The 19,969-nt window shown below is 67.8% G+C and carries 14 protein-coding genes and 2 rRNA genes (1 of these 16 running past the window's edge); 4 read left to right on the top strand and 12 right to left on the bottom strand.

Annotated features, from left to right (window positions below; translation table 11 throughout):
• Positions 1 to 2: 2 nt before the first annotated feature.
• Complete coding sequence (recJ, locus tag OV207_RS08945) at positions 3 to 1,718, bottom strand: single-stranded-DNA-specific exonuclease RecJ (protein ID WP_193430240.1); 1,716 nt, start codon at positions 1,716 to 1,718, stop codon at positions 3 to 5.
• A gap of 171 nt (positions 1,719 to 1,889) precedes the next feature.
• Between recJ and OV207_RS08940 the strand changes: the two genes are divergently transcribed.
• A complete protein-coding gene (locus tag OV207_RS08940) occupies positions 1,890 to 2,471 on the top strand; it encodes an outer membrane beta-barrel protein (RefSeq protein ID WP_193430239.1) in 582 nt (193 codons plus the stop codon).
• 70 nt (positions 2,472 to 2,541) lie between these two features.
• Here the strand turns inward: OV207_RS08940 and secF are convergent, their stop codons facing one another.
• From secF to OV207_RS08910, 6 genes are all read right to left on the bottom strand, one after another.
• A complete protein-coding gene (secF, locus tag OV207_RS08935) occupies positions 2,542 to 3,705 on the bottom strand; it encodes a protein translocase subunit SecF (protein ID WP_267554203.1) in 1,164 nt (387 codons plus the stop codon).
• Positions 3,706 to 3,732: 27 nt separating this feature from the next.
• Positions 3,733 to 5,505 (bottom strand): protein translocase subunit SecD, encoded by a 1,773-nt coding sequence (gene secD, locus OV207_RS08930; protein WP_267554202.1) that lies wholly within the window; start codon positions 5,503 to 5,505, stop codon positions 3,733 to 3,735.
• On the bottom strand, positions 5,506 to 5,856 hold the full coding sequence (yajC, locus tag OV207_RS08925; RefSeq protein ID WP_267554201.1) for a preprotein translocase subunit YajC: 351 nt from the start codon (positions 5,854 to 5,856) through the stop codon (positions 5,506 to 5,508).
• A gap of 160 nt (positions 5,857 to 6,016) precedes the next feature.
• The gene (tgt, locus tag OV207_RS08920; RefSeq protein ID WP_420715195.1) at positions 6,017 to 7,150 is read right to left on the bottom strand and encodes a tRNA guanosine(34) transglycosylase Tgt; all 1,134 of its coding nucleotides are present in this window, start codon (positions 7,148 to 7,150) and stop codon (positions 6,017 to 6,019) included.
• Between the two features lie 56 nt (positions 7,151 to 7,206).
• On the bottom strand, positions 7,207 to 8,295 hold the full coding sequence (gene queA / locus OV207_RS08915) for a tRNA preQ1(34) S-adenosylmethionine ribosyltransferase-isomerase QueA (RefSeq protein ID WP_267554197.1): 1,089 nt from the start codon (positions 8,293 to 8,295) through the stop codon (positions 7,207 to 7,209).
• 63 nt (positions 8,296 to 8,358) lie between these two features.
• Positions 8,359 to 9,465 carry a SpoIID/LytB domain-containing protein gene (locus OV207_RS08910; protein WP_267554195.1) on the bottom strand — a complete coding sequence of 369 codons (1,107 nt, stop codon included), beginning with the start codon at positions 9,463 to 9,465 and terminating at the stop codon, positions 8,359 to 8,361.
• A gap of 238 nt (positions 9,466 to 9,703) precedes the next feature.
• On the opposite strand from OV207_RS08910, the gene OV207_RS08905 reads away from it, so the two are divergent.
• The 3 genes from OV207_RS08905 (at position 9,704) to OV207_RS08895 (ending at position 11,502) form a co-directional block, all read left to right on the top strand.
• Positions 9,704 to 10,174 (top strand): hypothetical protein, encoded by a 471-nt coding sequence (locus OV207_RS08905; RefSeq protein WP_267554193.1) that lies wholly within the window; start codon positions 9,704 to 9,706, stop codon positions 10,172 to 10,174.
• A gap of 350 nt (positions 10,175 to 10,524) precedes the next feature.
• Positions 10,525 to 10,824: a hypothetical protein gene (locus tag OV207_RS08900; RefSeq protein ID WP_324291508.1), complete on the top strand. Its 300-nt coding sequence runs from the start codon at positions 10,525 to 10,527 to the stop codon at positions 10,822 to 10,824.
• 96 nt (positions 10,825 to 10,920) lie between these two features.
• On the top strand, positions 10,921 to 11,502 hold the full coding sequence (locus tag OV207_RS08895; protein ID WP_227028054.1) for a hypothetical protein: 582 nt from the start codon (positions 10,921 to 10,923) through the stop codon (positions 11,500 to 11,502).
• A gap of 63 nt (positions 11,503 to 11,565) precedes the next feature.
• On the opposite strand, the gene OV207_RS08890 is transcribed toward OV207_RS08895, so the two are convergent.
• From OV207_RS08890 to OV207_RS08870, 5 genes are all read right to left on the bottom strand, one after another.
• On the bottom strand, positions 11,566 to 12,798 hold the full coding sequence (locus OV207_RS08890; protein ID WP_193430230.1) for a KamA family radical SAM protein: 1,233 nt from the start codon (positions 12,796 to 12,798) through the stop codon (positions 11,566 to 11,568).
• On the bottom strand, positions 12,798 to 14,168 hold the full coding sequence (locus OV207_RS08885; RefSeq protein ID WP_193430229.1) for a KamA family radical SAM protein: 1,371 nt from the start codon (positions 14,166 to 14,168) through the stop codon (positions 12,798 to 12,800). Before OV207_RS08885 ends, OV207_RS08890 begins: the two co-directional genes overlap by 1 nt.
• Positions 14,169 to 14,284: 116 nt before the next feature.
• A complete protein-coding gene (locus OV207_RS08880; protein WP_267554186.1) occupies positions 14,285 to 17,029 on the bottom strand; it encodes a serine/threonine-protein kinase in 2,745 nt (914 codons plus the stop codon).
• Positions 17,030 to 17,653: 624 nt separating this feature from the next.
• Positions 17,654 to 17,770, bottom strand: a 5S ribosomal RNA gene (gene rrf, locus OV207_RS08875).
• A 179-nt stretch (positions 17,771 to 17,949) separates the two neighbouring features.
• Positions 17,950 to 19,969, bottom strand: a 23S ribosomal RNA gene (locus tag OV207_RS08870) (it continues 948 nt past the right edge of the window).

Here is a 19,969-nt window from a genome sequence, read left to right as displayed (position 1 = left end):
CTTCACGCCGCCTGACGCAGGTCCTTGAGGCGCAGCGACAGCTTGCGCTGTCCCCGGAAGGTGTCGAAGCCGGCCTGGAAGGCCAGGTCCACCGGCCCCTCCACCATCGACACGCGATCCGCCATGCCGAAGCCGATGGCGTCCAGCTCCGGCGCGTCCAGCAGCGCGAGCTTGAGGTGCCCGGCGCCGCTGACGCCGGACTTCGCGGGCAGCACGCGCGGGCGCGCCGTCTGGCCCCGCAGCACCAGCACCGGCTCCGGGTTGCCCTGACCGAAGGGCCCCAGCCGCTGGAGCGACTCCACCGCGGAGGCGTCCAGGTCGCGGGGGTTCACCACCGCGTCCACGCGGCAGCGCGGAATCAGGTCCTCGGGCGACAGGCGCTGGAAGGCGATCTTCTCGAAGGCCTCGCGGAAGGCGGGCAGGTTCCCCGCGTCCACGGTGAGGCCGGCGGCGTGCTTGTGCCCGCCGTAGCGAGTGAGCAGGTCCGAACAGCCGGTGAGCGCGTCGTACAGGTGGAACGCCTCGATGCTGCGCGCCGAGCCCTTCCCCACCCCGTCCTTCACGCCCACCATCACCGTGGGCCGGTGGTAGCGCTCCACCACGCGCGACGCGACGATGCCGATGACGCCCGGGTGCCAGCCCTCGTCGTAGAGCACCAGCCCGCGCGCGTCCCGGTGCTCCTCCGCCTGCGCCAGCGCCTGCGTGAGGATGCTGCTCTCGATGCCCTGGCGCTCCGCGTTCGCGCGATCCAGCACCTGCGCCAGCGAGCGCGCCGCCTCCACGGAGTCCGCGCACAGCAGCTGGAGGCCCAGCGACGCGTCGTGCAGGCGTCCGGCGGCGTTGATGCGGGGCCCCAGGCGGAAGCCCACCTGCCCCGCCGTGACGGTGGCGTCCGGCTCCAGCCCGGCCACCTCCTTCAGCGCGCGGATGCCGGGGCGGCGGCCCTGGGACAGCTCCTGGAGGCCGTGCGCCACGAGGATGCGGTTGGCGCCGGTGAGCGGCACCACGTCCGCCACGGTGGCCAGCGCCACCAGGTCCATCAGCGACTTGAGGTTGGGCTCCTTGCGCGTGGCGAAGAAGCCGTCGTCGCGCAGGCGCTTGCGCAGCCCCATGCAGAGGTTGAAGGCCACCCCGGCCGCGCACAGCACCTTCGTGGGGTACTCGCAGCCGGGCTGGTGCGGGTTGAGCACCGCCACCGCGGGCGGCAGCGTGGGCGGCACCGTGTGGTGGTCCACCACGACGACGTCCAAGCCCATCTCCCGCGCGCGGGCAATCTCCGCCACGGACGTGATGCCGCAGTCCAGCGTCACCAGCAGGCGCGTGCCGTCCTGCGCGATGCGCTCCACCGCGCCCAGGTTGAGGCCGTAGCCTTCATCCAGCCGGTGCGGGATGTACGTGGCCGGGGTGGCGCCCAGCTCCTTCAGGAACAGGTACATGAGCGACGTGGAGCTGACGCCGTCCACGTCGTAGTCCCCGTAGAGCGTCACCTTCTCCTTGAGGCGCAGCGCGCGGAGGATGCGCTCCACCGCGCCCGTCATGCCCTTCATCCGGAACGGGTCCGGCAGGTCCGCCAACCGGTCCGACAGGAAGGCCGACGCCGCCTCCGGCGTCCGGTAGCCGCGATGCAGCAACACCCTCGCCGCCAACGGGTGCAGCGAGAGCTCTCCCGCCAGCAACCCGACCTCCTGCTCAACGACGTCTGGAAGCAACCACCGCATGGAGAAGGACAGTACCTCAGACGTCCGACCCTGGCAGGGCAACCCTTCCTCTCACATCTCCCTCCTGTACGGTTGTTCAGACGTGCGCTCGGCCGCCCTCCTGCCTCCAACCTGCACGGCGGGTGCGCGGTGCCCAGCTTGGAAGCACACCACCGGACAGAGAGGTCGCGCATGCTTCGAAGAACCCTCCAGTGCGGCGCCCTGCTCTTCCCGCTGCTGGGCGCGGGGAGCGCGCTCGCGGAGAAGAAGCAGGGGGACGTGAACGTGTTCCTGAAGGGCGGCGTGGGGGACTACACGGGCGCCCTGGGGGAGCTGTCCAGCACGGGCCCGCAGTGGGGCCTGACGCTCAACGTCCAGCCCACCACCTTCCTGGGCCTGGAGGTCGGCTATGAGGGCTCGCAGAACAAGGTGAGCGACACGCGCCTCTTCGACGGACCTTCGCTGGTGCGCAACGGCGGCAGCGCGCTCATCAAGGTGTCGCCGCCCTTCCTGACCGCGGTGCGCCCCTTCGCGGGCGTGGGCCTGGGCCTGTCCTACGTGGACGTGCGCGGCGCGGGCGCGGGCCTCTACGACTCGGACCTGATGGAGGAGGTGCCGCTCGCGGTGGGCCTGGAGTTCAACACCGGGGGCCTCACCGCCGGCGTGCGCGGCACCTACCGCGTGCTCATCGACCAGGACTTCGCGGACGCCGCGGCGAACGACGACGGCGGCGGGCTGATGGACGCGTCGCTCACGCTGGGCGCGCGCTTCTAGCGAAAAAGCGAAGGCCCTCGCTTCCACGGGGGAAGGAGGGCCCTCTCTTGCATCAGGACACCGGGACGGCTCAGGCCGCGTTCGGCTCCTGCTTGGCGCCTGAGTGCGCCTCGCGCTGCGCCGCGCGCTCGTCCAGCCAGATGACCACCGGGCTGGCGATGTACACGGACGAGTACGTGCCCACCAGGATGCCCACCAGCATCGCCATGGCGAAGTCGAAGATCTCCCCCACGCCGAAGATGAGCAGACCGATGAGCGACAGCGCCGTCACGCCGGAGGTGAGGATGGTGCGGCCCAGCGTGTCGTTGACGGCGATGTTGATGATCTCCGGCATGCCCTTGCCCTTGTACTTCACCATGTCCTCGCGGATGCGGTCGTAGATGACGATGGTGTCGTTCACCGAGTAGCCCACGATGGTGAGCAGCGCGGCGATGGACGTGAGGTTGAACTCGCGCTGACTCACCAGGTAGTAGCCCGCGACCATGGTGACGTCGTGGAGCATCGCGAGCAGCGCGCCCGGACCGAACTTGAAGTCGAACCGGAACGCCACGTAGATGAGGATCGCGACCATGGAGTACAGCAGCGCCATGACGCCGCGGTTGCGCAGCTGCTTGCCCACCTGCGGACCCACGTAGTCCACGCGGCGCTGCTCGAAGTCCGGCTTCTCCATGCCGGCGCCCAGCGCGGCGAACACCTTGTCCGCCATGCCGCTCGCGACGACCTGGTAGTCGAAGCCGTTGCCGCCCTGGTTCGCGCCCAGGTCACGCACCTCCTGCACACCGATGCCGGCGCCCTCCACGGCCTTCTTCACCGCTTCGGCGGACATGGGCTGCGCGGAGCGGAAGTTGACGATGCCGTTCGCCATGTCCGCGTAGACGCTGCGCGTCTCGCCCAGGCCCTGGATGGCGACCTTGGCGCGCTCGGCGTTCTCCTCCGTGAGCTGCGTGACGCCGCCCATGCGCAGCAGGAAGGTGTTCTCGTTGGCCGAGCCCACCCGCTGGACGGTCACGTCGTGCAGACCGCCGGCCTGCGCGCGCTCGCGCACCTGCTCCTCGGTGGTGGGCGAGTTGTACTTCAGCTCCACCACCGTGCCGCCGGCGAAGTCCACGCCGAAGTTGAAGCCCACCGTCGCGATGCCCACGAGGATGGCCAGGTTGAGGAGCGTGGAGATGAAGAGCGCCGGCTTGCGCTTGCTGATGAAGTCGAAGTTCGTCTTGTGCTTGAGAATCTGCATGGCGGGTTCCCGTGGCGCCTGCGCCGGTTAGACCGACACCGACTGCGCATTGCGGCCGTGGACGAAGTAGGTCGTGATGACGCGCGTCACGACGATGGACGTGAACAGCGACGCCACCAGACCCACGATGAGCGTGGTGGCGAAGCCGCGGACGGGACCCGTTCCGGTGAAGAACAGGATGAAGCCGGCGATGAGCGTCGTCACGTGCGCGTCGAAGATGGTCCAGAAGGCGCGGTCGTAGCCCTGGTCCACCGCCGCGCGCGCGGTCTTCCCGTTGGCCAGCTCCTCGCGGATGCGCTCGTTGATGAGCACGTTCGCGTCCACCGCGATGCCCAGCGTCAGCACGAACCCCGCGATGCCCGGCAACGTCAGCGTGGCGTTGAAGAAGGCCAGGCCCGCCAGGATGAGCAGGCCGTTGAGCAGCAGCGCCACGTCCGCGATGATGCCGGCCTTGCGGTAGTAGATGGCCATGAAGACGATGACGAGCGCCAGTCCCACCACCGCGGCCAGGCTGCCCTTCTTGATGAGCTCGTCGCCCAGCGTCGCGCCCACCTGACGGATTTCTCCCACCGTCACCGGCGCGGGCAGCGCGCCCGCCTTGAGCACCAGCGCCAGCGTCTGCGCCTCGCCCAGCCACTCCTCGAAGCTGCGAGAGCCCGCGCGGCCCATGGTGATGCGCGCGCGACCGCCGCCAATCTTCTCGTTGATGTTCGGCGCGGTGTGCACGTTGTCGTCCAGCACGATGGCCATGCGCCGGCCCACGCCCGCCTCGGTGAGCTTCTCGAACTCGCGAGCGCCCGCCGGGTCGAAGGAGATGTTCACCTCCGGCTCGTTCATCTGGCTGACGGACGCGTCCGCGCCCGACAGGCTCTCACCGGTCAGCGGCACGTTCTTGTCCACCAGGAAGCTGCGGTACGCGATGCAGTCGTTCTTCTTCACCGGGTTCGCCACGCACTCGGTGAGCACGTCGCGGCCCTCCGGCGCCTTGTCCTTGGCGTACGCCAGCAGCGCCTCGCGGTTGGGCGAGGACAGCTGCGGGAAGCCCCCGTCGTCCACGAGCGTGATCTTGCTCTCCTCCGGGGGCGGGCTCTGGGTGATCATCTGCGCGAACACCTGGGGGTTGGTGTCGTCCACCATCCGGAACTCCAGCTGCGCGGTGGTGCCCACCAGCTCCTTCGCCTGCTCCGGGTTGCTGCGGCCCGGCAGGGAGATCTGGATGGAGTCGGTGCCCAGCTTGCGCACGTCCACTTCCGCCACGCCCCACTTGTCGATGCGGCGGCGGATGACGAGCATCGCCTGGTCCACGGCCTCATCGCGGAAGCGGTTCACCTGGCCCTCGTCCGGCTTGAGCACCAGCGTGCCGCCGTTGCGGGACTCCAGGGTGAAGTCCGTGAAGGTGGCCAGCACCTCCTTCTGGATGGCGTCCATCGTCGCCGGATCCTTGGCCGTCAGCGTGAGCTCCAGCCGCTCCGGATCCGTGTCCGCCGTCACCTCGCCCAGCTTCTTGTCGTTGACGTACGTGGCGATCTGCTGCCCGCGGCGCTCGGTGCGCTTCTGCAGGGCCGTCTTGGTGTCCACGCGCATGACCATGTGGATGCCGCCCTGCAGGTCCAGCCCCAGGTTGAGGCGGTACTTCGCGGGAGGCGCCCACGCGGGCAGCCGCTGCTCCAGCACGGCGATGTTGTTGCGCTCGGCGCGATCCAACACCACCAGCGAGTAGTACGTGGGGACGAGGAACCAGAGCGTTCCCAGCGTCACCGCGACGATCATCCCGAACTTCCAATACCAGCCGCGGTCCATTTACTTCTCCTCCTTCTTCTCGACGGGGGTCGCCGTCGGGGCCGCAGCCACCGGAACGGTCCCCTTCGCGCTGACCGCCGTCTTCAGCACGCGCACGCGCACGCCGCTGGCGATCTCCACGGTCACCGTGCTGTCATCCACCTGGTGGATGCGCCCGAGGATGCCGCCAGACGTCACGACGTCATCCCCCTTCTTCAGCCCCGCCAGCAGGGCCCGGTGCTCCTTGAGCTGCTTCTGCTGGGGACGGATCATCACGAAGTACATGATGGCCACCAGCACGGCGAGGAAGCCGAAGGTCCCCAGGGGGGAACCCGCCCCGGCCTGCGCGAGAATCAGGAAACTGTCAGCCACTCACGGCCTCGTGGTTTGAAGGGAGGATTCGGAAACAGAAAGCCTGTGTGCCCGCCCCCGTCCTGCGGGTGGGGGCAAAACATCCGAAAGGGTGGCCTCTTAGCAAGGGCGCCCCATGTGAGCAAGTGAACGCCGGAAGCGCGGCAATCCCGTTGGTCGCTCACCGACCACGGGTCCGCTCGGCCTCCTGGGCGTGGGCACGGGCCCGGAAGTCCTTCGCGAACGTCGCGAACCGGTCCTCGGTGATGGCGCGGCGCACATCCGCCATCAGGGTGAGGAAGTAGTGCAGGTTGTGCAGCGTGTTGAGGCGCATCGCGAGGATCTCCCCCGCCGCGAACAGGTGCCGCAGGTAGGCCCGGCTGAAGGTCCGGCAGGTGTAGCAGGAGCACGCCGGGTCCACCGGCCGGGGGTCCTTGGCGTAGGCCGCGTTGCGGATGACCAGCTTGCCCTCGGAGGTGAAGAGCAGGCCGTTCCTGGCGCACCGTGTAGGCAGCACACAGTCGAACATGTCCACGCCCTGCTCCACGCACGTCACCAGGTCCAGCGGCGTCCCCACCCCCATCAGGTAGCGCGGACGGTCGCGGGGCAGCAGCGGCGCGGAGTAGGCCACGCCCGCGTGCATCGCCTCCGGGGCCTCCCCCACGGAGTAGCCGCCCAGCGCGTACCCGGGCAGGTCCACCGCGCAGATCTCCTCCGCGTGGCGCTTGCGCAGGTCCTCGTGCAGGCCCCCCTGCACGATGCCGAAGAGCGACGAGCGCTCGCGGCTCCACGCCTTCACGCACCGGTGCAGCCAGCGCGTGGTGCGGGCCAGGGACTTCTCCAGGTAGGGCCGGTCCTCGGTGGACGGGGGGCACTCGTCGAACGCCATGATGACGTCCGCGCCCAGCGTCTCCTGGATGGCGATGGAGCGCTCCGGCGACAGCGAGTGGCGCGAGCCATCCAGGTGCGACTGGAACGCGGCGCCCTCCTCGGTGATCTTCCGCTTCTCCGACAGGCTGAACACCTGGAAGCCGCCGCTGTCGGTGAGCATGGGCCGGTCCCACGAGATGAAGCGGTGCAGGCCGCCCATCTCCTGGATGAGCGGCTCTCCGGGGCGCAGCATCAGGTGGTAGGTGTTGCCCAGGATGATCTGCGCATCCAGGTTGACCAGGTCGTCGGGGCCCACGCCCTTGACGCTGCCCACGGTGCCCACGGGCATGAAGATGGGCGTTTCAATGGGGCCGTGGGGCGTGTGCAGCCGGCCGCGGCGCGCCTTGGTGCCGGTGTCCTCGTGCAACAGCTCGAAGCGCACCAGCCCCGGGGGCACGCGGGTATCGCCCTTCTCCTTGCGCTGCTCGTCGACCACGGCACTCACTCCTTCACCAACATGGCATCGCCGTAACTGAAGAACCGGTAGCCCGCGCGCACGGCCTCCTGGTACGCGGCGAGCGTGCGCTCACGGCCCAGGAGCGCGCTCACCAGCATCACCAGCGTGGAGCGCGGGAGGTGGAAGTTCGTGAGGAGCACGTCCACCTGTTGGAAGACATAGCCGGGGCGGATGAACATCGCCGTCTCGCCGGGCCCGGAGCGCAGCCGGCCCGTCTGGGGGTCGGTGGCGGACTCCAGCGTGCGCACCACGGTGGTGCCCACCGCGACCACCCGGCGCCCCTCCGCCTTCGCGGCGTTCACGGCGGCGGCGGTGGCCTCCGGCACGGTGAAGCGCTCCGGGTGCATGTGGTGCTTGTCCAGCACCTCCTCGCGCACGGGGAGGAAGGTGCCGGGCCCCACGTCGAGCGTCACCTCCACGCGCGAGATGCCCCGGGCCGCGAGGCGCGCGAACACGGCGTCGGTGAAGTGCAGTCCCGCGGTGGGCGCGGCCACGGCGCCGGACGCGCGCGCGTACACGGTCTGATAGCGCTCGGCGTCCGCGGCGGCGGGCTCACGGGTGATGTAGGGCGGCAGGGGCAGCCGGCCGGCCGCGTCCAGCAGCGAGGCCAGCGAGGCGCCCGGGGCCGCCAGGAAGCGCACCCGGTACTCCCCTCCCCCCAGCGCCTCCAGGACCTCGGCGGACAGGCCTCCGGCGAAGGTGAGCCCCTGACCGGGCTTGAGGCCCTTGGAGGCCTGGCCCAGGCAGACCCACTCCAGCGCCTCGGGCGCGCCGCCCAGCGCGGCGGAGGTCAGCGTGGAGGTCGCGGCGGGACGGACGACCAGCAACTCGACGCGGCCTCCGGTGCCGGACTTCTGGCCCAGCAGGCGGGCGGGGATGACGCGCGCGTCGTTGAGGACGAGCAGGTCGCCGTCGCGCAGCAGGTCCACGAGGTCGGTGAAGTGCTGATGGCTCCACGCGCCGGTGGCGCGGCTGACGACCATCAGGCGCGACGCGTCCCGGTGGGGCAGCGGCGCCTGGGCGATCTGCGCCTCGGGGAGCTCGAAATCGTAGTCGGAGAGGAGGGACGACACGGGGGCAGCGCTTGTAGCAGTCCCCGCGCCCACGCGGAACCATGCGGGGCGCGACAACGGAGTTCAGTAGAGCTGCTGGAACTCGGCGCCCGGGTAGTAGTGCGAGAGGATCTCCCGATACCCCTTGCCCTTGTCGGCGAGCGCCTTGGCGCCCCACTGGCAGAGGCCCGCGCCGTGGCCGTAGCCGCGCCCGGTGAACAAGTAGCCCTTGCTGGAGGCCTCCACCTCGAAGTCCAGGCTCTTGAGCCGCGTGTAGCCCAGCCTGCGCCGGAACTGCACGCCGTCCACGGAGGAGCCATCCGCGAGCGTCACGCGCGTGACCCGGCGCGTGGCGGTGCGGCCGGTGACGCGCATGCCATCGGGAGAGGACTTCAGGGCCTTGCGCAGCTCGCCCTCGGAGAGGGTCGCGGACCAGCGGCTGGCGGGCAGCTTGCCGCACGGGCAGTCGACGGGCTTGAGGTAGGGCAGGTTCCGTCCGAGCGCGTCCTGGCCGGATTCGGTGTGGCCGCCGCAGGAGGCGTGGAAGTACGCCTCGATGGGGGCCAGGTCGTACGTCAGCACCTCCCCGCGGGTGGCCTCGACCGCGGCGCGCGTCTTGACGTCCTCGCGATTGACGCCGCCGTACACCTGATGGAGCACGCTGCTGCCCATGTGGAAGGCGGCGCCGTACGCATCCAGCTTCTTCTGCAACGCGTAGGTGCGAGCCGCGACGGCCTGGGCCTTGAGGGCCTCCAGGGGGAAGGACACCGGCATCTCGCTGCCGAGCACCGCCGCCAGGTAGTCCTCCAGGGGGATGACGTTGATGAGCTGGAGGCTGTCGCGGAAGAGGCGGACGACGACGTCGCCGCGCACCTGCGAGTTGCCGGCCTTGAGGGGCTCGTTGCCGGGTCCGCCCGCGTCCAGGGCGGCCAGTCCCCCGCGAAAGCGGACGGCGTCACCCATCACGGGGGCCCCGTTGACCTCCAGCCGCCCGCTCCGACGGCGCACGGTGGCCTGTCCCGCGCCAATGGCCACGAAGGTCCCATCCTCGGCGTCGGGTCCGAAGCCAAGGCCGCGACCGCTCACGCGGACCTCGTTCCCGGGGTCATCCATGGCAATGCGCATCGTCTCCACGGCGAACGCCCGCGACGAGGCGAGCAGGAGCAGCAGCAGTGCCACACGTTGCAACATGGTTGAACAGTGTAGGGGCGTGGCGATCCGCCTCAAGAAATCAACCGACCCAAGGGGCCGCCCGAGGGAACCGCCACCCAGGGGCGAATCGCCCCATCGCCGCCGAGTGGCCGCCGAGGCCCGCGAAAACCCCAGGCGGATGCCGCAGAATGGACGCCGAGTGACCGCCTCCGGACCTGACGCCTCCCGCCTGTCCACCGAAGCCCTCGGCACGGCCCTCCGTGGATTGGAGCCGCGCATGGCCGCCGTGTTGATCCGCCGTCTCGTCGAGCGGCGCTCGCTCGCCGAGTGCGCGACCTGGTATGGAATCACCACGGAAGCCTTCTCGGTGCTGCTGTTGCGCGCTGGCGTGGCGCTGGCCCGACGCGCGGCCCCGCCCGCGAGGGAACCGGAGGGAGCGGAGGAAGCCGCTGCCTGGGAACGCATGCTGGCCGCGGCCCTTGAGAAGGACAGCGCCCCGGTGCCAGTGGCCCTGGCCCCCGTGGCCCAGGTGTGCCGGCGTTTGCAGGAGCTGGGCCCCCAGATGGAGGCCGCGCTGGAGCAGGCCGCGAGGGCGGACGCGGACTCACCTGGAAGGGCCCGGGAGGAGTGGCTGCGGAGGCTGGCCGTGGCCGCGCTCCTCGCCCTGACCGCCTGGCTGTACTGGACCCGTCCTCCGGACCCGGAACCCCGGCCCGAACGCCGCATGCGCTCCCCGGAGCGCCGCTGACCCACCGGGAGCGACAGCCCCAGGGCCACGGCAAGCCAGGGCGTCGACAGGCCCCCCGTGGAAGTCAGGGTGACAAGGAGGGCCCCCACCGCTCCCCCGACCGGATCGTTGCCGGCCGGGCCCAACTGCCGTCTTGCCCCGTACCGGCCCATCCCAACCGCCATGCTCTACACGGGCCCGTTGTCGGACCCGCCCGAGTCTCAGGGGGGCAGGACCTGGCCGGGAGCACCCTGGGGACTCCGAGCCGTGGGTGGGCCCAGCATGAGCGCCCCGGTGGCTGGACGGCGCCGGGAGCGGACGCATATGGGTAGGGCATGCGAGCAACCGGATCGTGGGTGGCAATCCTGGTCGTGGGAATCGGATGGGCGGGCTGCGCGAAGCACGTGGACACCCGGGTGGCCGGGAACGACGACGCGGCCATCGACGGAGCCACGGCGCGATTGGATGAACTCCGGGCCCGCGAGCAGCAGGATGACCTGGACTGCGCGGAGCAGTGCGACGTCTCCACGAAGACCTGTGCCACGGCCGAGCAGCTCTGCGGCCTCGTGGACCGGAACACGGATCGCGACGACCTGCCGCCCCGCTGCGCACAGGCGCGGGAGCAATGCGCGGGCGCGGGAGACGGCTGCGCGCGGTGTCAGGGCGGCTGAGCCCCCGGACGCGATGGAACCGCCCACCGGGAGACGCTCGCCCATGCGTCCCCCGTGGCTCCATGCCTATGATGGGTCCGACTCAGGAGCCTCGCCATGACCACCCGCCTCTCCCTGTTGCTCGCTGCTTCGTCGCTCCTGCTGGCAACGCCCGTCCTCGCGGAAGACGAGGGCCTGTCGCCCGAGAAGGTGGCGGCCATCCGTCGCGACGAAGCCGCGGCACAGACGAAGGTGGAAGCGACCTACGGCAACCGGAAGCCGTCGGAGATGAGCAACGCGGAGCGCGGACAGTCCATCCGCGATCAGCAGGCGGAAGCCGCCAAGGTCATGGAGAAGCACGGCATCTCCGCGAAGGAGTACGCCGGCTACACCGCGAGGATGTCGCCCGAAGACAACGCCCGCGCCGCCAACGAGGACAAGCGCCTCGAGGACAAGGCCAAGGCCGACCAGGAAGCCGAGGAGAAGAAGCGCGCCGCCGGTGACCAGGAGGTCCACATCCAGCAGGGCTTCAGCGACGCGGAGCCCGTGGAGCTGGAATCCGCGGAGGGAGCGGAGGTCTCCGTCGACGTCGACGCCAACCTGGAGTCCGGGCCGCCCGTGGACGTCGGGGGTGCGGCGGCCGCCGCGCCGGCCTCACCTGGCCGGAAGGCGTCGAAGTCCGCCCGTCGCGGTCAGTAGCACGCCCGACGCCTCCTGCTCAGCCCGCGTGAACGAAGCACGCGGGCCAAACAGGCACGGACCTCAGCGGCCCTGCGAAGCCAGCTCCCGCGAACGGGCCTGCCACACCTCGTCGTACGGACAGGAGCAGTCGGTCTCCTCCGGTTCGGGGTAGGCGTACGTCTCGCCCTTGTAGTTGCGGAACAGGGTCTCCCGCTGGCCGCGCTCGATGACGTAGTCGGGCTGAAGGGTGACCTTCCCGCCCCCGCCCGGAAGGTCCACCGCCAGGTGCGGCACGGCCAGCCCGGTGGTGTGCCCGCGAAGCTGCTGGAGGATCTCCAACCCCTTGGCGATGGGCGTGCGCAGGTGCTCGCACCCTTCGGCGACGTCCATCTGGTGCAGGTAGTACGGCCGCACGCGGCTGCGCAGGAGCTTGTGGGACAGCTCCTTGATGATCCGCGCATCCGAATTGAGCTGCCGCATCAACACGGCCTGGTTCTCCACGGGCACGCCATGGTCCACCAGCCGCTCGCACGCCTCCCGGGCCTCGGGAGTCACTTCCTTGGGGTGGTTGAAATGGGTGATGACGTAGACGGGCGCATGGCGGCGAAGCAGGCGCGCGAGCGAATCCGTCACCCGCATGGGCAGCACCACTGGCACCCGCGTCCCGATGCGGATCATCTCCACATGCGGAATCTCACTCAACGGCCCGAGCAGCGACTCCAGTCGCTCCTCCCCCAGCAGGAACGGATCCCCTCCGGAGATGAGCACGTCGCGCACCTCGGGATGATTGCGCACGTAGTCGATGCCCCGGCGCATCTGGTCCTTGGTCAGCTCCGCCTCGCCGCCCTTGGTGATGCGGCGCCGGGTGCAGTGGCGGCAGTAGACCGAACACGTATCGATGGCCAGGAACAGCACCCGGTCCGGATACTTGTGGACGATGCACTCCTCCGGGCGGGTCTTGTCCTCGCCAAGCGGATCCTCCAGCTCACCGGGCCGCACGCGGGCCTCGGCCCGCACGGGGATGGACTGCATGCGCACCGGACATGACGCATGATCCGGATCGATGAGCGACAGGTAGTAGGGGCTGATCCCCACGCGGAACAGGGAGGACGTCTCCTGCACGCCGGCGCGCTCGTCGGGGGTCAAGCGCACGTATCGCTCGAGCTGCTCCAGGTTGCGCACCGCATGCCGCTGCTGCCAGCGCCAATCACCCCACTCCGCATCCGTCGCGGAGGGGAACAACCGGGCCCGCCCTTCGGCACTGACCGAAGGGCGCGCGAACACGGGCGGCGCCGCGCCGACGGAGGAATCCATCACGCGGCCTTCGGCTGCTCCCGCCACCACGCCTGACCGGACTCCGGCAGCGTGTCGATGGGATCGTAGTACTCGTACTTGCGCTCAAGCGCCTCGGCGTCATTCGCTTCGACGCTCGTGCGGTAGTTCTTGGTCCAGTAGGAGATGCCGCGCTCGCGGTCGTACTCGGCCACCTGGTGGATCCAGCGCTTGCCCACGAACGGCACGTCACAGACGATGCGCGGCGTGGCGAAGCCCGGCATGTAGCCCATGATGTCGTGCTGGAGCTTCTGCGCCTGCGCCACCGACAGCCGCCAGTGCTCGCTGTTGGGGATCATGTCGCACATGTAGAAGTAGTACGGCAGGATCTTCGCGTGATCGAGCAGCGTGAAGCACAGGTCCAACAGGGCCTTGGAGCTGTCGTTCACGCCGCGCAGCAACACGCCCTGATTGCGCACGTCCCGGAAGCCCATGTCGAGCAGCTTGCGCACCGCCTTGCCCACCAACGGCGTCAGTTGCTGCGCGTGGTTGACGTGGGTGTGCAACGCCAGGTCCACGCCGCGCTCGACGGCCTTCTTCGCCAGCCGGTCCAGCCCCTGCAGGACGCTGTCCTGGAGGAAGTGCTGCGGCAGGGCCATCAGCCCCTTGCTGGCGAGCCGGATGTCCCGGATGTTCGGGATGTCCATCAGCGCGCTGACGAACGGCTCCAGCGCCTGGATGGGCAGGTTCGCGATGTCGCCGCCGGACACCACCACGTCGCGCACGGTGGGCGTGCGGCGCAGGTAGTCCAGCATCTGCTCGTAGCGCTCCTTCTGGCCTGTCGCGAACTTGTGCTTGGCCACCTGGGGCACGTCGTTGCCGACCAGGTCCATGCGGGTGCAGTGGCCGCAGTACTGCGGGCAGGTGGGCAGCATCTCCGCCAGCACCTTGGTGGGATAGCGGTGCGTCAGGCCCTCGACGACCCACATGTCCGCCTCGTGGAGGCTGTCACGGCTGGCGCGCGGGTGGTTGGCCCAGTCGGTGCGGCGATCCGCGAGCGCCGGCAGCATGTACCGGCGGACGGGGTCCTGCCACAGGTCCTCCAGGCTCATGGTGTTGAGCATCTGGGGAGGGACGAGGATGGACATCGTCGCCCGCTCCTTCTGGTCCAGCTCCATGCTCATCGCCAGGTCATCCGGCAGCAGCGACCCGAGCGTCGCCTTCAGCTCCCGCAGGTTCTTCACGGTGTGCTTGCGCTGCCAGACAGAGCTTTCCCACTCCGCCTGCGTGACGTCCTTGAAGCCCGGGATGCGCCGCCAATCGGGCTCCACGAACTCCTTGCGGAGCGGATAGGTGAATGGCTGCTGCGCGGGGCCAGCGTCGGGCTTGCCTCGAGTGGACGTCGTGTTCATGGACACATCACCTCAACGGATGGAGCGTCTGCGGCGAGGCGTCATAGCCCGCCCCCCAACATCCCTGCTCAACAATCGCAGAGGGCTCAACATGCCCTCTGGTCGGTCGCCCCCGTTCAGCTCACGGGGACGTTGATCAGCTTCGCAACGTTCCCCTCTTCGATGACGACGACCTGGGGCTTGGTCGACTTGCCGTTGAGCTTGAAGACGACCTTGCGCTTGCCCACGGGCAGGCTGAGCGGGTTGCCCAACGGGACGGGACTGACCCGCCCCGTGTTCTTCCCGTCCACCCAGATTTGAGCGCCGGCCGGGGAAGTGCTGCAGGCGAACTTCCCCACCGCGTTGCTCGGCGCCGGCTTGGGAGGCTTCGGCGGCGGTGCGGTGACGACGGGCGTAGGCTTCGGCTGCTTCGGCTGCTTCGGCTGGGCGGGCGTCGTATCAGGAGGCGGCTGCGGCACGGCCTCCAGCTTGACGGCAACCTCCACCTCGGCGTCACCAGAAGACTTGAAGTCACCCGTGAAGGGCTTGAAGCCCTCCCGCTTCGCCGTGAAGGTGTACGTCTTGCCGACCTCCAGGTCGGAGAGCCGAACCCCGGGAACCTTCCCCAGGGCCTTGCCGTCCACGGTGATCTCCGCTCCGTCCTGGCCTTCAAACACGGCGGTGAAGGTCTTCGGGGCTGCCGGGGCGACCGGCTTGTCCGGGGGAGCGTCGGGCGTGGTCGGCGGAGGATTGTTCTCGGCCACGGGCGGCGGCGCCACGGGCGGCGCGGGAGGTGGGGTCGCGACCTTGGGCGTCAGCACCAGGGGGACGACTTTCGCCTCCTGTCCTGCGACGACCTGGACCTGCTGCTCCGTGGGATTGAAGTTCGGGGCGGAGGCGCTGACCTGATGCAGGCCCTCGGAGAGCTCCACCACCTCGTTTGCCTTCACGGGTTGCCCGTCCACCAGGACCGTGGCGTTCGTGGGCCTCACGACGAAGTTGACGTACCCCGTGGAAGAGCCACCAACCGCCATCACCAGGCCACCGACGAGCAGCACGGCCACCAGCGCGGCCGCACCGATGATGGCGGGCTTGGGGATCGGCTTCTTCTCTCCCGTCGCCTGGGGCTTGGGTTTGGGCTTGGCCACGGCCTTGGCGGGCGGAGCCACCTTGGGCGGCTTCGACCCCTTCTGCGGGATGGTGGCCGGACCGTCGGGCTCATCGTCGTAGCGTGGGTCGTCGGAGTCCTGCGCCTCGCTGTCGTAGGCGTCCTGGTCCTGATGCTCGAACTCATCCGCCGGGTCATCGTAGGCGTCGTCCGCCTCGGCCTGCGGGCGCAACCCGTTGTGGCGGGAGCCCACCGGGACGGTGATGTTGCCCGTGGTCTCCTCTTCCTCAGGATCCAACACCGGCGCGGCGGATCCACCGCGAGCACGGGCGGGCGGCGCGGTCGGAGCCGGTCCAATCATCGTGGCGCCGCCGTAGGCCTCGCCGCCCTCATCCCCGATGATGACCTGGGACTTGGGGCCGCTCTTGTTCTTGCCCCGGGGCCCCTCATCGCGCCCGAAAGGTGAAGCGCTGGTGTGGTGTCCTGCCCGGTCAATGGGGTTTTCCGAGCGGCCCGTGATGCTGTCATCCACCACGACGCTGCTGTCGGCGATCCGGGTTTCGGGCGCGCGGAACGTGTGCGTCGAGTCCACGATCTGCGTCTTGTCCGCCGCGCCATCCATCTCCGCCAGCTCCTCGGCGGTAGGCGGGGGAATGTAGCCAGGCGTGGGCTGCGCGGGTGCCGTCGAGGCGCGTCCCGCAGGGGACCCGGCGGACGAAGCCGCGGGGGGCCGCTTCTGCGAAGTCGGCCGGGGCGCCGCTGGAGGCGGGACCGTCACACCGGAGTGTTCGATCTGGTCCGGGCGCTCGACGGAGGCATAGCGCTCCATCTTCTCCGCCTCGCGGAGCATGTCCTCGGCGAAGGCCTCCTTCATGAAGCTGGACAGGTGCTTCGATGAATAGATGGCGTCCCCCGCGAGGAGGAAGCGCATCAGGTCTTCCTGCAGGTCCGACGCCCACTGGTAGCGGTCCTCGGGCTCGCGTGCGAGCGCCTTGAGGACGACCTTCTCCAGCCCCGCGGAGATGTTCGGATTGAACTCGCGAGGCAGCGGAATGTCCGCGTTGCGCACCTTCTCCAGGGTGGAGAAGTCCGACTCGCCGACGAAGAGCTTCTCGCCGGTGAGCATTTCGTACAGCAGCACGCCGACGGCGAAGATGTCGCTGCGGCGGTCGATGGGCATGCCCCGGACCTGCTCCGGGCTCATGTAACCGAACTTCCCCTTGAGGATGCCGGCCTGCGTCTTCTGCGACCGGTTGGCGGCCTTGGCGATGCCAAAGTCGATGATCTTCGTCTCGCCCTCGTAGGACACGAGGATGTTCTGGGGAGAGACGTCACGGTGGATGATGCCCAGGTCCTGGCCACGCGCGTCCTTCTTGCGGTGGGCGTAGTCCAGGCCCTCACACATCTTGGAGACGATGAACACCGCCTGGGCGGTGGGCATGATCTCCTTGCGGCGGCGATAGCGCTCCAAGAGCGTGCGCACATCGCGGCCGGCCACGTACTCCATCGCGATGAAGTAGGTGTCCTCGTGCTTTCCGAGTTCGTGGATGTGCACGATGTTGGCGTGGTTCAGCTGAACGCTGATCCGCGCCTCGTCGATGAACATCGTGATGAACTCGTCATCCTCGGCCATCGTCGGGAGGATCTTCTTGATGGCCAGGATGCGCTCGAAGCCCTCGACGCCGAAGGCCTTCGCAATGAAGACCTCGGCCATGCCGCCGACGTTGATGCGCTCAAGGAGCAGGTACTTCCCAAAGAAGGTCGGCTTCTTCATCTCGCGGGGCTGCCCGGCGCCGGCGAGTACGGACCGCGGCAGGCGGTGCGCAGACCGGGGGGAGAAGAGACTCTAGATCCTGCGGCAACGGCGGTCAAACATCCACGATGACGCGATTCCCCAAGGAATCCGAGAACTTGGCCCCCAAGGGCCACCATCCGCCACAACCCGGCGCCCCAGGGGGGCCACAGGGCCGTCGAACCTGGACGAAACACGATGTCCCTCCCGGCCCGCGACAGGCACTCCGCAGCGGTCCAGCAGCACTCCCGGAGCCTTCCAGGAAGGCAGCCGCGTTGTCCCCAACCCGGCGATACCGCCAAGCGCAGCTCTTCCGATCAGAAGTTCTCTGACGCAGCCAGGGGTGTGGGGAGCCGCAGGACGCACGTGGCGCCCTGATTGGCACCACAGCACGCACGCGGCACGGAAACATTCACCAGCCGCCTCAGTCCCCCCAGCTTCGCGCACGGGGTGGCGGTGCTCCGGGCTTTCCGCCTGGCGTCGCATGCGAGGCCCGCTGGGCCCGCGACGGCCCTTGCGGTGGGCACGCTCGCGCGAGGCAGGGGCAGCCCGCAAAGCGGAAAGCCCCTGGCGCCTTTCGGCACCAGGGGCTTTCCTTGAAAAAGAATCCGGCAGCGACCTACTCTCCCACGCGGTTTCCCGCGGAGTACCATCGGCTCTGGAGGGCTTAACTTCCGTGTTCGGGATGGGAACGGGTGTGACCCCTCCGACATTGCCACCGGAAAAGCGATTGACGGTGCATACGAAGGGTAAGTTGCAAGCTTCTGCTTGAGTGAAGCCTCTTCTTTGAGAAGAAGAGTGAAACAGCTGTTGTCTTCCGGGCGGACGCCTTGCTTCGCGTCCTGGCCTCGGCCTTGGCCCCGAATCCCTTACTCCCCGGTTGGGGCATGCAAGAGAAAGGGGAAAGTAAGCCGCTCGACTTATTAGTACTGGTTAGCTTAACGCGTTACCGCGCTTACACACCCAGCCTATCAACGTGGTAGTCTTCCACGAGTCTTCAGGGGCTTGCGCCCGGGATACCTGGTCTTGAGGTCGGTTTCCCGCTTAGATGCTTTCAGCGGTTATCCAATCGGCACATGGCTACCCAGCGATGCCTCTGGCGAGACAACTGGTACACCAGCGGTGCCTCCAACCCGGTCCTCTCGTACTAAGGTCAGAGCCTCTCAAGTATCCTACGCCCACAGCAGATAGGGACCAAACTGTCTCACGACGTTTTGAACCCAGCTCGCGTACCGCTTTAATTGGCGAACAGCCAAACCCTTGGGACCTGCTCCAGCCCCAGGATGCGATGAGCCGACATCGAGGTGCCAAACCTCCCCGTCGATGTGAACTCTTGGGGGAGATAAGCCTGTTATCCCCGGAGTACCTTTTATCCGTTGAGCGATGGCCCTTCCATTCAGGACCACCGGATCACTATGACCTGCTTTCGCACCTGCTCGACCTGTCGGTCTCGCAGTCAAGCTCCCTTATGCCATTGCACTCGACGCCCGGTTTCCAATCGGGCTGAGGGAACCATCGCGCGCCTCCGTTACTTTTTGGGAGGCGACCGCCCCAGTCAAACTACCCACCAGACAGTGTCCCAGTCCCGGCTGACGAGACATGGTTAGACACCAGAAATCAGCAGGGTGGTATTTCACCGTTGCCTCCACCGAACCTAGCGGCCCGGCTTCAAAGGCTCCCACCTATCCTACACAGCCAATCCCTAGTGTCACTGTCAAGTTGTAGTAAAGGTTCACGGGGTCTTTCCGTCTTGCTGCGGGTAAACTGCATCGGCACAGCTATTTCAATTTCGCTGAGTCCCTCTCCGAGACAGTGCGGAAGTCGTTACTCCATTCGTGCAGGTCGGAACTTACCCGACAAGGAATTTCGCTACCTTAGGACCGTTATAGTTACGGCCGCCGTTTACTGGGGCTTCGGATCATCGCTTCACCTTGCGGCTGACGAATCCCCTTAACCTTCCAGCACCGGGCAGGAGTCAGACCCTATACGTCGGCTTGTCGCCTTCGCAGAGTCCTGTGTTTTTGGTAAACAGTCGCTACCGCCATTTCTCTGCAACCTCTCTCGGCTTCGGCTGTACGCCTACACCTACCAGAGGCCCACCTTCTTCCGAAGTTACGGTGGAAATTTGCCTAGTTCCTTGGAGGAGAGTTCTCTCAAGCGCCTTAGGATTTTCTCCTCACCCACCTGTGTCGGTTTGCGGTACGGACACCCTGCAGACTCCCTGCGGGACTTTTCTTGGAAGCAGAGCATCAGCGACTTACCCCTTGCGGGGCGCCATGGGATCTCGGGGATAGCTGCCGCGCCTTTATTCGTACGCGACACCCCTACGTCTTTAGACTGACACAACCACCGGTCAGCTCGCCTAGCTTTCTCCGTCCTCCCTCAGTTCAACGTCTGCAAGATGGCGCAGGAATATTAACCTGCTTGCCATCACCTACGCCTTTCGGCCTCGGCTTAGGACCCGGCTAACCCTGGGAAGATTAACTTGACCCAGGAAACCTTGGGTTTACGGCGAGGGGGTTTCTCACCCCCTTTATCGCTACTCATTTCGGCATCAGCACTCCCAGTCGCTCCAGCAGCCTTTTCAGTCTACCTTCGCTGCAACTGGGACGCTCCCCTACCGCCATACGCGCCTGACGCGCATGACCCGAAGCTTCGGCACTAGTCTTGAGCCCCGTTACATTTTCGGCGCGGCCTGTCTTGACCAGTGAGCTATTACGCTTTCTTTAAAGGATGGCTGCTTCTAAGCCAACCTCCTGGTTGTCAATGACCTGCCACATCCTTTCTAGTGTTCACTTAGACTAGATTTGGGGGCCTTAGCTGTCGGTCTGGGTTATTCCCCTCTTGCCAATGGACGTTATCACCCACTGACTGCGTCCCGGGATAACAATTGCCGGCATTCGGAGTTTGGTACGGTTTGGT

Origin of the sequence: Corallococcus sp. BB11-1 (assembly GCF_026626625.1) — a bacterium.
GTDB classification, from domain to species: domain Bacteria; phylum Myxococcota; class Myxococcia; order Myxococcales; family Myxococcaceae; genus Corallococcus; species Corallococcus soli.
This window is presented reverse-complemented; position numbering and strand designations above follow the sequence as displayed.